The organism is Bacteroidota bacterium, assembly GCA_008933805.1.
Taxonomy (GTDB): Bacteria; Bacteroidota; Bacteroidia; order UBA8524; family UBA8524; genus SB11.
Genome location: WBUH01000001.1, coordinates 64,123 through 78,290 on the forward strand (window position 1 = coordinate 64,123; position 14,168 = coordinate 78,290).

The following is a 14,168-nucleotide window of genomic DNA, read 5'->3' on the forward strand; positions in this document are numbered from 1 at the left end:
GTTAAAATACCATACGGATGAAAGCAAACATTGGCATATCAGAAGAACACTCAAACAGCATCGCTAAGAAGTTAAACACTTTATTGGCCGATGAGCATATTTTATACGTTAAAACCCGCAACTTTCATTGGAACGTAACAGGACCTAATTTCAGCAGCCTGCACCTGATGTTTGAGGGGCAATACACTGCCACAGCACTAAACATTGATTTGATTGCCGAGCGTATCCGTACGGTGGGCTATCCTGCGGCGGGCAGCATGAAAGAGTTTTTGGCTCTTAGCAATTTAAAAGAAGCAGAAGGCAAGCACAAAGCCGACGATATGGTTCGCGGATTGTTGGCAGACCACGAGAGCATTGCTACCATGCTGCGCAGTTTTATTGAAGAATGCGACGGCTTTGGCGACGAAGCTACTGTTGATTTACTTACAGGCTTATTGGAGCAACACGAGAAAACAGCGTGGATGTTGCGTTCGTACCTTGAATAGTTGTTAACAAAACAAAATAGTACACTTTAAAAAACAAGGTAGTAACTTTGTTGTAATACGATGGAAATATCACCCAACTTAAGCCTCTTATTATTCCAGCACGATTGTTTAATTGTGCCGGGCTTGGGTGGTTTTGTCGCCTCGTATAAAAGTACTGAGTTCAATACTCAGGGGCAATACATCAATCCTGCCCGCAAAACTATAGCTTTCAATCAAAACCTTAATACTAACGACGGGTTGCTTGCCCATCACATTGCTCAAAAAGCAAACGTGGGTTTCAATTCGGCATTGGATAAGATAAACGCTTGGGTAAGCGGGTTGCACAGTAAGTTGCAACAAGGTGAAACGATAACCATTGAAGGAATCGGCTCATTAAAGCTGAACGAAGAAAAACGGATTGTATTCACTCCGATTGCTGATGCAAACTTTTTACCCGAAACGTATGGCTTAGGTAAATTATCGCTGGGTAATACTGTTGTAAAACAAGCAGCAGTGGCACCTAAAGCAGCAAAAAGCGAAGAGCCTGCTTCGTCTAAAGCAATCGTTTCTGAAAAGAGCAAACAAACACAGCCTGCACCCACTATAAAACCACCAAGGCAAAAACGCAAAACATCATTGTTGCGTAAGGTATTTGTGGCTGTTATCATATTGATAGTTATTGCGGCATTGGCCATCCTTCCGGATTTTATGTACCATGCCAAAATAAGCACAGGCAGTATTATTCCTCCTAATGGGGTAAATACATCCCGATCTTCATCCGATATTGAAACAGGGCAGGTGCAAACTGCTGAAGTACAAAAGGCAAGCCCTTTGCACGCTGAAAGTTCAGAAAAAAATACAGATGCACAACCTCGTGTAGATACTATTACTCCCAAAACGTCTAAAACCGATTCGGTTTACTATATTATTGCGGGTGCCTTTAAAAGCGAAAGCAATGCCCGAGGCCTTGTAAATGCGTTGGAACAAAAAGGTTATGAGCCAAAAATCATAAACCTTCATGGTTCTTCGTTATACAGAGTAGGGTATAAGCAATACATTTCGCGCAATGAGGCTGAAACCCACCTTGATGCCGTGCGCAGCCAAGAGAACAACAGCGCCGCATGGGTGTTGGCAGTTAAACAATAATATATGCTTTTACAAATAGTACAGGACAGCGCGGCCGGTTTGACCGACGCATCAGCAGCACCCCAACAACAAGCTCAACTTGATTATTTTGAACTTGCGCTAAAGGGCGGTATCATTATGATACCCATTGTTATTCTTTTGGTAATGGCCCTTTACATCACCATCGAACGTTGGCTCACCATTGGCAAAGCGGGCAAAGTTGACCCTAACTTTATGGCTAATGTAAAAGACATGGTTGCCAATGGTAATATTGCAGGTGCTAAAAACCTGTGCCAGCGTGCATCAACCCCTATTGCTCGTATGCTTGAAAAAGGTATCTCACGCATAGGCAAGCCTATGAAAAACATTGAGGTATCTATAGAAAACACAGGAAAACTTGAAATTTATAAACTTGAAAAAGGCTTGGCTACCCTTGCTACTGTTTCGGGTGCCGCCCCCATGCTTGGGTTTTTGGGTACTGTAACAGGTATGGTTACCGCCTTTTTTGATATGGCAAAATCGGGTAACAACGTTGAAATTAACACCCTAGCAGGTGGTATTTACGAGGCGTTGGTTACCACCATTGCGGGACTTATTGTAGGAATTTTTGCTTACATCGCTTACAATATGCTTACTGCATCTATTGAGCGTGTAGTGCACCGCATGGAAGCAGCAGCCGTTGAATTTTTAGATTTATTACAAGAGCCTGCCTAATGGATTTTAAACGAAAAAGCAAAATATCAACAGAATTCAGCCTCGCTTCTATGAGCGACATGATATTCTTGTTGCTGATATTTTTCCTTATTACCTCCACGATGGTAAGCCCTAACGGGGTTAAAATTGTACTGCCTAAAGCAGGTGTACAGGCTCCGGTGAAGCAAAACGTAGTTGTAAGTGTAAAACCTGATTTAACCATTTACATTAATCAGGAACAAACCACAATCGACCGTTTACCTTCACAACTCCAAACGGAATTAAGTGGTCAGCAAGACCCTGTAGTAGCCATCGCGGCTGATAAAACCGTCCCTTATGAACACGTGATGGAAGTAATAAAAGTGGCTACTAAGCTAAAATACAAGATATTACTTAAAACCGATAAAGAATAATGAACGCGGTAGCAATAAGGCTTGAAGAAGAAAGTAAAGAGGAAAAAAGGCGCAAACTGATAAGTGCCTTGGGAACTCTTTTAATTATTGCAGGCATGTTGGCCTTATTGTGGTTTTTTGGTTTCAAATACATGAACCCGCCGCCGCCCGAAGAAGGTGCTATGGTAGCGATGGGAGAACCTGATGCAGGTAACTCTGACGATTACGCACAGCAATCACCGGAAGAAACTCCTTCTACGCCTGAAACTTCTGAGCAGAGCACCGAAACACAAGATTACGAAGAGGCTCCTACAGAGCAAGAAACGCCGCCTAAAAAGCAGACTGAACCTACCCCTGATAAAACAAAACCGAAGGAAGACCCTAAGCCTAAAGTTGACCCCAGTACACTGTTTAACCCAAGTAAAAAAGGTGATGGAACAGGCAAAGGTGATGGGGGTAAACCCGGTAACCAAGGCAAACCTGACGGTACTGGAGATGACCCTTTGGGTACAGGTATCGGCACCAGCGGTGATGGTACTTGGATGATGGGTAACGGCCGCAAACCCGAAACTAAAATTGCTGCATCGTGCAAGTTTCCACGGCGTGAAACCGTAGTGGTAAAAATCAAAGTTGATAACAACGGGTATGTATCAAGTGCCGAGTGTGTTTTGAAATACAAAACATTTACAGCAACAACTGTAGAATCAACCTATTGTAACTGTGCTAAAAATGCAGCTAAAGCAGTGAAGTTTACTGCCAAAAGCGATGCCCCTATTCAGGAAGGTGCAATTAAATTCGACTTTAAAGTACAGTAATCAACTGTCCGCTTTTCTTTCCCGTACTATTCCCCCAAATTTGCAGCACTAAACCAACGAGTACTGTTTTGTGATGGACTACAAGCAAACGCTTGATTATATGTATGCGCAGTTGCCAATGTTTACCCGCATCGGAGCTGCTGCACTTAAACCTGATTTAACCAATACCCTTGCTTTGTGCGAGGCATTGGGCAATCCCCACAAAAAATTTAAGACTATACACATCGCGGGCACCAACGGAAAAGGTTCTACCTCGCACATGCTGGCTTCGATATTACAGGCCGCAGGGTACAAAACAGGTCTGCATACCTCTCCCCACTTAAAAGACTTTAGGGAGCGAACCCGGGTGAACGGGCAAATGATGCCTGAAGATTTTGTAATCCGCTTTGTAGAAGAAAACAATACACTGTTCGAAACCATTAAACCTTCGTTTTTTGAAATGACGGTAGCCATGTGTTTTGATTACTTTGCTAAACAGCAGGTGGATATCGCCATTATTGAAACAGGCTTGGGTGGCAGGTTAGATTCTACCAACATTATTCTACCCCAACTTTCTGTGATTACCAATATCGGCTGGGACCATACCGATTTATTGGGCGATACACTTGCCAAAATTGCCTTTGAAAAGGCAGGGATTATAAAACCTAATACTCCCGTAGTGATAGGGGAGAGCGACGCAGAAACAGCCCCTGTTTTTATAAATAAGGCAACAGAAGAAAATGCACCCATCGTGTTTGCCGATGCACAACTGCAACTTCAAAACTTTGATAATAGGGGGGATGTCGCCGTGTTTGATGTGTGGCAAAACAATCAAGTATTGTTTAGTGGGGTTGAGTGTGATTTAACAGGCATCTACCAAAAGAAAAACATTACCACAGTGTTGGCTGCCGTATTACAGTTGCAGGAACAAGGGTGGGAAATCACAGAGGCACACATACGGCAAGGGCTTCAATCAGTAAAAAGTAGTACAGGATTAATGGGACGTTGGCAAAAACTGTCTGACAATCCACTAACCTATGCCGATACCGGCCATAACCTGAATGGAATTCAGGAAGTATTGAAACAAATATCCCTCACTCCCCATAATCAACTGCACATTGTTTGGGGCATGGTAAAGGATAAGGACATTACCAAAGTGCTGGGCTTACTTCCTCAAAAGGCCCATTACTATTTCTGTAATGCGCAATTACCCCGTGCACTTCCAGCCGCTGAAATGCAACAACAGGCAACAGCGTTTGGGTTACAGGGTAATCATTATTCCACTGTGGCAGAAGCTCTAAAGGCAGCGCAAACCACTGCCCAACAAGGTGATTTAGTGTTTGTTGGTGGCAGTACCTTTGTGGTGGCTGAGGTGGTATAAGTCAACATTGGCTTACAGGCTTCGATACTCGTAAAACTTCATATAATCTTTAAAACATGGGGTTGAAACCCCATGCTGTTAAAATTACCTTCCGGAATAGGACTTAAGTCCTATTCCGGAAGGTAATTACAAAGAGCGGCAGGTTTTAACCTGTCGTAAAAATGCGGCAACAGTTTTATGCATTAATTTTTTGTGTAATCTATCCCACGTGGATATTCCACTAAACAATCCCCGTGATGCTGTTAACAAATAAACACACTGAAAACCCATTAGCCGTCGTTTTACTAATAAATTCGGGCAGTTTATTTTGGGCTAATTATGTTTAAGAAGGGAATAATTTTAGCAGTAGGGTTAGGTTTGTGGCTGCCGGCAGTACTTTGGGGTCAGAAAACCGCTGCGGTGAGCGACCCCGTGAATTTGTACAACCACGGGATAGAGTTGTATGACAAAGAAAAATACGGCAGTGCCATACAAGAGTTTGAGGAGTTTTTAAAACTGACTCGCGACCGTGAGCTTGCCATTAGCGCAAAGTATTACGTGGCAGTTTCATCGTTGTTGCTTGAGAACGATGGGGCAGAAGAGCGGTTGGAGGCATTTATAGATGCACACCCCAATCATATCAAAACACAGCTGGCACATTTTCAATTGGGTCGCCATTACTACAACACCGGTAAATACAACAAAGTAGTGCCTGAGTTGAAGAAGACCAACGACGAGGCACTTACCATTGATGAAAGTTTGGAGTACCATTTTATGCTGGGCTACAGCAATTTTAAACGTGCCAAATGGGAAGAAGCCATTCCGGAGTTTAAGATAACTGCCAACGACCCCACCAAATACTATTATCCGAGTCATTATTATTTAGGTTATATAGCTCTTAAGGAAAACAGGTTTAACGAAGCCCTTACCCATTTTGAAAAGGTGAAAGACTCTAAAGTGTACGGGCCTGAAATTCCGCTTTACATTGCCATGATATACTTTGGCGGCGGTCAATACAAGCAAGTGCTTGAGATTACCGACACTATGAAGAGCAATGTGAACCAAAGGGAGATTGGCTGGATGCGCGGCCAATGCTATTACCAGCTTGACCAGTTTGACAAAGCCTTGCCATTGTTGGAAGAACACCAGCCCCAACTTTCAAAAATGACGCCTAACGACCGTTATATCTTGGGCTATGCGTATTACGCTAATAAGAAGTACGATAAGGCTTATCAAGAATTTACACTAATTAACCGTACAAAAGATACCATTACCCAATATGCGTATTACAATGCAGCCGAGTGTTTCTTACACCTCGACCGTAAAACCAATGCAAGGGATGCTTTTTTGCAAGCCTCGTTATTACCCTACAATGCAAAACTTAAAGAACGTTCGGCGTTTAATTATGCCAAACTTAGCTACGATTTGGGCTTTAACAGCGAAGCGTTAACGGCCATCGGTAAGTTTTTAAAAGACTTCCCTAAATCAGAATTGCTTACCGAAGCAAAAACCTTGCAAGGTGAAGTATTGCTGGTAAACAAAAACTACAAAGAAGCCATTGAGGTATTGGAAACCATTACCAAAATGAACGAGCAAACCCAACGTGTGTATCAGCAAATAACCTTTTACTATGCGTTGCAATTGCTTGAGGACGGATGGGAAAACTCAAACAACTCGGTTGGGTTCTTAGATAAATCAAAGAAATATCCGTTGGATAGCAAGCTAAATGCCCTTGCTGATTTTTGGAAAGGGGAGATAGCCTATAACAATGGAAAGTATTGGGATTGTATTAAATACACCCGCGAGTTTTTAAAATACAGTGCTGCCGATAACACCGATGTTTACGATGCCGCCCACTACAACATGGGGTATTCATACATTAAAATAGCCAACGAGGATAACAATGCCCCCGATTTGCTTACCCACTATGGTAAAGCAGCCGAAAGCTTTAAAACCTTCACACAATCGGTTAAATATGTAAACCAACAACAACCCCGCTATTTAGACGGAATGACCCGCTTAGCCGATTGTTATTTTATACAAAAGAAGTACGACGATGCGTTGGAGGCCTATAACTTTATCATCACCAAATCAGCACCCAATAGCGATTACGGATATTTTCAGAAAGGGATGATTTTTGGATTACAGGGTAAAGACGAACTTAAAATATCTACCCTGAAAAAGGTACCCGGCCAGTTCCCTAAATCAGAATTGGTGGATGCTGCCTTGTTTGAAATAGCAATGGTGCACCTGAACATGAACAATTTTGCCGAGGCCGAACGTGGCTTCGGGTATTTATTGGGCGAAAACCCTAACGGTGCGTATGCCGTTAAATGTCGTTTGCGTTTGGGTATACTGCACTATCAGCAAAACCGAAACGATAAGGCCATCGAAGATTTGAAGGTGATTATTGAAAATTACAGCAGCTATCCTGAGTATAACGAAGCATCGCAAGTGCTGGAAGAAATATACCGCAGCAAAGGCCAAGTAGAGGAGTTTTTTGATTACATGGCTACCAAAGGTAAGAAACGTTATAAAGACAGTTACCGCGACAGCGCGATGTATGAAACTGCTCTTAGCCGTTACCAAGATGATAACTGCCCTGATGCGATAAAAGAATTTGCCAAATACCTGAAAGCCTTTCCACAAGGGTTGTATTCAGTTGAGGCTAACTACTACAAAGCCAACTGTGAGAACAAACAAAAGAACTTTGATGCAGCGCTTGAAGGCTATTTATATGTGCTGGATAAAAAACGGTACGAGTTTGCCGAACCCTCTACCCGTTGGGCGGCTACTATATATTATCTGAAAAAGGATTATGCCAATGCGCTGCCTTTGTACGAAAAACTGGAAGACCTTGCCCGCGAGAAAGACAATATGCTGGTGAGTCTTTTAGGACAAATGCGTTGCAGTTATTACCTGAACCTTGATGATAAAACCCTAGCCTACAGCAAAAAACTGCTGGCCTATGAAAAAGTAACCCGCGAGGGAATAATAGAGGCCAACTTGTACTTGTTGCGTCTTAACCTGAAAAAATCACAATGGCAAGAAGCAGAGGATGCAGCCAAAGAAGTGCTGAAACTTACCGACAACCAATACGGTGCCGAAGCTAAATACAGTATTGCAGTAGTGCAGTATAATAAAAGCCGTGCTGCCGATGCAGAGAAAACCATTATGGAAGTGGTGAAAAACTTTGCATCGTACGATTATTGGAAGGCTAAAGCATTGCTGCTACAAGTTGAAATACATGTGGACAGGAAGGAACTTTTCCAAGCGAGGGCGATACTAAAAAGTATAATCGACGGTTACGAAGACCAAGAAGACGGTATTGTTGAAGAAGCAAAAACCATTTTGGAGGATATTGGCGAAGAATAGAATCTATTTTGCTATTAAATGTTTTAAAAAAAGCGGTTATCGGTGTTCATCGGTAGCCGCTTTTTTATTTTGGCTACGGGTCATGAAATTTAAAACCGTTCTAAACACCTTCAAAGGCCTTGTTAAATAGGCAGTTTGCAAAAACATTTCGATATGAAGTATTTAATTTTTGTCAAATGTTAGTTAAATATTGATTTTGATATAAATTTGCGCAAGCTCCAAAAATCGTGGTTATTGCTAAAAGATGTAGTAACTACAAGGGTTTTAGGCAACTTTGGTAATCGCTTATATAAAGTAATGAACCTCAGAACACTCATTAAAAAACTAACCTCGGCACTTACTGTACTACTAGCCGTTGTATTATTCGCCCCCACAGCATACGCTGATGGTAATGTAGAAACGGGCAAGAAATTGTTTGAAGAAAACTGTACTTCATGCCACTTTTTTGGTAGGGACGGTCAAGGCCCTGCTCTGAAAGACGTGACCACACGTAGGCCGGAAGCATGGTTAAAACAATGGATTAAGCAAGCCGATAAAATGATTGACGCTGGCGACCCCGTTGGTAAACAATTAAAAGAAAAGTTCGGGGTTGTGATGACCAACTTTGAGTGGATGACTGATGCTCAAATTGGCGATATCATCGCTTACTTGAAGACTAATCCTACGGATCTTCCTGGCGGTGGTGGTGATGAAAAAAAGGAGGATGGACCGAAACCCCCAATCAATCCAGATAATCCTGATGTTAAAGATAAAGAAGCCACCAGCAGTGTAAAAAGCCTTATCAACTTTTTGATAGTGCTGATACTTATTGCGGTACTTATTATAATGGGTGCTGTATTTAATGTATTAGGGCTTATCAGCCGTTATACAGGCATACCTTTCTCAAACCCTCACAGAATCAACGCTTGGTTGATGATTGTGTTTATGGTTGTGGGCTTGGGTGCTACCTTCTGGGAATTTAAAGTTCACGGTAAATTTGCCTTGATAGATAATGCTGCTTCTGAGCATGGTGCTTCGGTTGATAGTATGTTGATGACCACCTTATACATAACAGGTTTTGTGTTTGTAGTAACACAAATTGCCCTGTTTGTATTTGCGTTTATGTATCGTCACAAACCAGGCCGTAAAGCGTTGTTCTACCCTCACAACAATATGTTGGAGTATATCTGGACTATCATCCCTGCAATAGCACTTACCGTGTTGGTAATTAACGGTTTCACCAAATGGTCGTCAATTACCAAAAAAGCTCCTGAGAATGCTGAAACCGTTGAGGTATTTGCTTACCAATTCGGCTGGAACGTTCGTTATGCAGGTGCCGATAAAAAATTGGGCGAATTCAGCTTTAACCTTATTTCAGGTACCAACCCGCTAGGTTTGGGTGTTGAAGACCAATATACTAAACTAAAAGCCGAGGTTGATACTAACCTTGCTAAAAACGAAGATCTTTACAAGCGTATGCAAACCATACCTGATCCAACTTCTGAAGAAAAAGAAGAGATGGCCGGTTTGGTACAAAAAATACGTTTGCAAAAAGCTCACCTATCACGTTTGGCCGCTTTAGAAGGCGACAAAAAGATGTTTAACAAAACAGCTGACGATGACTTGGTGTTGAAAGAAATAGTATTGGTTAAAAACAAACCTATCCACTTTGTATTCCGTGCCCGCGATGTAATACACAGTGCTTACTCACCTCACTTCCGTATGCAGATGAACTGCGTACCCGGTATGCCAACTACTTTCTGGTTTACCCCTACTAAAACTACTGCCGAAATGCGCGGTATTTTGGAAGACCCTAAATTTGATTACTACTTGTATTGTGCCAAAATATGCGGTGCTGCCCACTATAACATGAAGATTAAAATACGTGTGGTTGAAACTGAGGCAGAATACCAAAAATGGATTGCAGAACAAAAACCTGCATTTGCTCCAGCTGCTGAGGCAGTACCTGCAAACGCACCTGCACCTGCTGATACAGATACTACCAAAACACAGGTAATGGCTTTGAACGCCAAGTAATTTTAGTAAAGTAATTTTTAAAACGATATTAACTGTAATTAGATAATGGCCCACTCGCAAACACATACAGCACATGCCGGGCATCATGATGCCGAGCACCATCACAAAGAGACCTTCATTTCGAAGTATGTCTTTAGTATGGACCATAAAATGATCTCAAAGCAATTCCTTGTAACAGGGATTATTATGGGTTTCATTGGTATGTTCATGTCCGTATTGTTCAGGCTTCAACTTGCTTGGCCTGATGAAACCTTCCCATTCCTAGAAACCATTTTGGGTAAATGGGGTAAAGGAGGTCGTATCGACGCAGGCTTTTATATGGGTTTGGTTACCATACACGGTACCATCATGGTATTTTATGTACTTACAGCCGGTCTAAGCGGTACTTTTAGTAACCTTCTTATTCCATTGCAGGTAGGTGCACGTGATATGGCATCGCCCTTTATGAATATGTTATCATACTGGTTCTTCTTCATGTCGAGCGTAGTGTTGGTAATTTCAGTATTCGTAGGTTCAGGTCCTGCATCAGGTGGTTGGACAATCTACCCTCCGTTGAGTGCCAATGAGATATTCATGTCGGGTTCAGGTTTGGGTATGACGTTGTGGCTGATAGCTATTGTGTTGTTTATCGTATCATCACTATTGGGTGGTATTAACTACATCGCTACAGTGCTAAACATGCGTACCAAAGGTATGAGCATGAACCGTCTGCCACTTACTATTTGGGCATTTTTCTTAACTGCGGTACTTGGTTTGCTTTCATTCCCTGTACTACTTAGCGCAGGTTTACTATTGATATTCGACCGTAGCTTCGGTACCAGCTTCTACTTGTCTGATATTTGGGCAAACGGTTTAGGAGCTTTGGATAACATTGGCGGTAGCCCTATTTTGTTCCAACACTTGTTCTGGTTCTTAGGTCACCCTGAAGTATATATCATTTTGATGCCTGCTTTGGGTATCACTTCTGAAGTAATTGCAACCAATGCCCGCAAGCCAATCTTTGGTTACACCGCGATGATTATATCATTGTTGGGTATTGCGTTCCTTTCATTCCTTGTATGGGGTCACCACATGTTTATCACAGGTATGAACCCATTCTTGGGCGAAGTATTTATGATATTGACGTTGATTATCGCTGTGCCTTCAGCTGTTAAAACCTTTAACTACTTAGCTACATTGTGGCGCGGTAATATCCACTTCACCCCCGGTATGTTGTTTGGTATCGGTTTGGTGTCGTTGTTTATCACCGGTGGTTTAACAGGTATTTGGTTGGGTAACGCAACCCTTGACATTAACTTGCACGATACTTATTTCGTAGTTGCCCACTTCCACTTGGTAATGGGTAGTGCTGCTATATTTGGTATGTTGGCCGGTATTTACCACTGGTTCCCACGTATGTATGGCCGTATGATGAACAATACCTTGGGTTATGTTCACTTTTGGTTAACATTTGCAGCAGCATACATGGTATTTTTCCCAATGCACTTTATGGGTATGGCCGGTGTACCTCGTCGTTATGCATTCTTTAACCTAATGCCTGAGTTTGCACAATGGCAAAACGTTAACGAGTTTATAACCATCGCTGCTATATTGGCTTCTATCGCTCAGGTGATTTTCTTGTACAACTTTGTACGTTCAATCTTCTGGGGTAAGAAAGCAGAGCAAAACCCATGGAAATCAAACACTCTTGAGTGGACTGCTCCTGTTAAACACGTTCACGGTAACTGGCCCGGTGAAATACCAACCGTTTACCGTTGGCCTTATGATTACAGCAGGCCTGATGCTGAGCAGGATTTTATCCCTCAAAACGTGCCTGATGAAGGACAGCTTGAGCCTATTGAACATACTGAAACTGCTCCGATACACAATGCTAACGCACCTGAAACTTCACACGAAAGCACCGAATCTAAAGTATTGTTTGCAGTACTAAGAAGGTGGTTTAGTTTCAGATAATATAAACAGGGGCAATAGTGAAGAGGATTTTATCAGAAACGTTTTTCAGAAAAATCGGACTTCTTTCTGTTGCCTCTATCCTCTTCCTGATTTTTGTAGGAGGGTTAGTACGAATCACAGGTTCAGGAATGGGTTGCCCAGACTGGCCTAAATGTTTTGGTTACTACATCCCGCCTTCAGACGAAAGCGAATTAATATGGAAGCCCAACCATGAATACAAAAAGGGGCAAATGATAATAAAAGACGAAAAGCTGTGGGTGGCACAAAGCAATTTCACCACTTCACAAAGTTTCGAGCCGACCCAATGGTCGGTGTATACCAAACACGATTACGCTCTTTATAATCCTACCCATACATACATTGAATGGGTAAACCGTATGGTGAGTGTGTTTGTGGGTATTTTTATGGTGCTTACACTGTTGTCGTCTTTCCAATATTGGAAAACAAAAAAGTCGATTACCTTATTAAGCATCGCATCGTTCTTATTTACGTTGTTTCAGGCATGGCTTGGCGCCAAAGTAGTAGAGAGTAATTTAAAGGGAGATACCATCAGCATACACATGCTGGCCTCTTTAGTTACCGTGGGATTGATGATGGCTGCCGTTTTTAGAAACCATGCCGCCGAAGGTCTTGACCGGATTAAACACTTAGGCTGGCTTAAAGTGCTGGTGTATGGTGTTATTCTTCTTACGTTAGTTCAGATTTATTACGGGACTAAAGTGAGGGAAGCGGTTGATGAGTGGATGCCGAAAGCACAAGGCAGTGGACACAGTTGGACACAACTTGTAGATTATGTTTTGGCATCGCACAAAAGCCTTTCGGTATTTGTAATGGCCGCCATGATGGTACTATACATGATGGTTGCCAACCGGTTAGAAAAAAGTAATATGCTGGTGCGCGCCCTTAGTTGGGGATTAGGCATAGCTGCATTACAGATTGTGCTGGGCACAGCAAATATCTTTTTCGACCTTCCCGCGGTTGCACGCTTACTGCACGTTACCCTTGCAGGTATGCTGATAGCCGCACAATTTTATGTTGCCATTCTTGTATTCAATTACAAGGGCAGTGTTATAGAAGAAAAAAGTACTTAATGATTAGCAAAACCATAGATAATGTAAGCCCTGTTTCGTTTTCGTTGAAAAGCAAACTGCGTGATTACAGCCAATTATTAAAACTCAGGCTGACACTTACCGTAGTGTTTTCAGCTGCTATGGGTTTTATATTGGCACCTGCTGCAACAATAGACTGGCCATTGTTTTGGCTGCTTGTATTGGGCGGTACTATGGTAGTTGGTGCAGCCAACGGTATTAATCAGGTAATCGAACGTGATTACGATAAAATGATGGTGCGCACAGCCAATCGTCCTGTGGCAACCCAGCGTATGGGAATAAACGAGGCTATCATATTTAGTCTTGTTACAGGATTAGGCGGTGTGTTTTTACTAGGATACTATTTTAATGATGTAACAGGCTATTTGGCCTTGTTTTCATTGATATCTTATGCATTTATCTATACTCCGCTTAAGCGTATATCGCCCATAGCAGTATTTGTAGGTGCATTTCCCGGTGCAGTTGCCCCCATGTTGGGTTGGACTGCTGTAACGGGTAGTATTGATGCAGGTGCAATTGCCCTGTTTGTAATTCAGTTCTTTTGGCAGTTCCCCCATTTTTGGGCAGTAGCGTGGATATTAGACGATGATTACCGTCGTGCAGGTTTTTACCTGTTACCTTCGTTTGAAGGACGCGGCAAGAAAAGTGCATTCCAAGTACTGATTTGGACTACCGTATTGATACCCGCAGTACTATTGCCTTTGCAAATAGGAATTGTAGGAATGGTATCAACCATTATTGCTTTGATAGCTTCAGCAGCTATGGTGTGGCTAGCCGCCCGCTTGTATAAAGATTGCAGTATAAAAAATGCCCGCACGCTTATGTTTGCAGCATTTATATACTTGCCCGTAGTGTTGCTGGCTTTTGTATTTGATAAAGTGTGAGGG

At 42.3% G+C, this 14,168-nt stretch carries 11 protein-coding genes; all 11 read left to right on the plus strand.

All coding sequences use genetic code 11. The features are described from left to right. Positions 1-17: 17 nt before the first annotated feature. The 11 genes from F9K23_00270 (at position 18) to cyoE (ending at position 14,165) form a co-directional block, all read left to right on the plus strand. Positions 18-485 carry a DNA starvation/stationary phase protection protein gene (locus tag F9K23_00270; protein KAB2918604.1) on the plus strand — a complete coding sequence of 156 codons (468 nt, stop codon included), beginning with the start codon at positions 18-20 and terminating at the stop codon, positions 483-485. A gap of 60 nt (positions 486-545) precedes the next feature. Further along, positions 546-1,610, plus strand: coding sequence for an SPOR domain-containing protein (locus F9K23_00275; protein ID KAB2918605.1), 1,065 nt, complete (start codon positions 546-548; stop codon positions 1,608-1,610). Between the two features lie 3 nt (positions 1,611-1,613). Beyond that, the gene (locus F9K23_00280; GenBank protein KAB2918606.1) at positions 1,614-2,303 is read left to right on the plus strand and encodes a MotA/TolQ/ExbB proton channel family protein; all 690 of its coding nucleotides are present in this window, start codon (positions 1,614-1,616) and stop codon (positions 2,301-2,303) included. Continuing rightward, complete coding sequence (locus F9K23_00285; protein ID KAB2918607.1) at positions 2,303-2,695, plus strand: biopolymer transporter ExbD; 393 nt, start codon at positions 2,303-2,305, stop codon at positions 2,693-2,695. Before F9K23_00280 ends, F9K23_00285 begins: the two co-directional genes overlap by 1 nt. Further along, positions 2,695-3,489: a hypothetical protein gene (locus F9K23_00290; protein ID KAB2918608.1), complete on the plus strand. Its 795-nt coding sequence runs from the start codon at positions 2,695-2,697 to the stop codon at positions 3,487-3,489. The genes F9K23_00285 and F9K23_00290 overlap by 1 nt, the downstream gene beginning before the upstream one ends. Before the next feature lie 73 nt (positions 3,490-3,562). Then, positions 3,563-4,849, plus strand: a complete 1,287-nt coding sequence (locus F9K23_00295; GenBank protein ID KAB2918609.1) for a bifunctional folylpolyglutamate synthase/dihydrofolate synthase — start codon at positions 3,563-3,565, stop codon at positions 4,847-4,849. A gap of 318 nt (positions 4,850-5,167) precedes the next feature. Continuing rightward, on the plus strand, positions 5,168-8,203 hold the full coding sequence (locus F9K23_00300; GenBank protein KAB2918610.1) for a tetratricopeptide repeat protein: 3,036 nt from the start codon (positions 5,168-5,170) through the stop codon (positions 8,201-8,203). 207 nt (positions 8,204-8,410) lie between these two features. After that, positions 8,411-10,219, plus strand: coding sequence for a c-type cytochrome (locus F9K23_00305; GenBank protein KAB2918611.1), 1,809 nt, complete (start codon positions 8,411-8,413; stop codon positions 10,217-10,219). 138 nt (positions 10,220-10,357) lie between these two features. After that, complete coding sequence (locus tag F9K23_00310; GenBank protein KAB2918612.1) at positions 10,358-12,172, plus strand: cytochrome c oxidase subunit I; 1,815 nt, start codon at positions 10,358-10,360, stop codon at positions 12,170-12,172. 17 nt (positions 12,173-12,189) lie between these two features. Continuing rightward, on the plus strand, positions 12,190-13,263 hold the full coding sequence (locus tag F9K23_00315) for a heme A synthase (GenBank protein ID KAB2918613.1): 1,074 nt from the start codon (positions 12,190-12,192) through the stop codon (positions 13,261-13,263). Next, a complete protein-coding gene (gene cyoE / locus F9K23_00320) occupies positions 13,263-14,165 on the plus strand; it encodes a protoheme IX farnesyltransferase (protein KAB2918614.1) in 903 nt (300 codons plus the stop codon). The genes F9K23_00315 and cyoE overlap by 1 nt, the downstream gene beginning before the upstream one ends. The last annotated feature ends 3 nt before the right edge of the window (positions 14,166-14,168 follow it).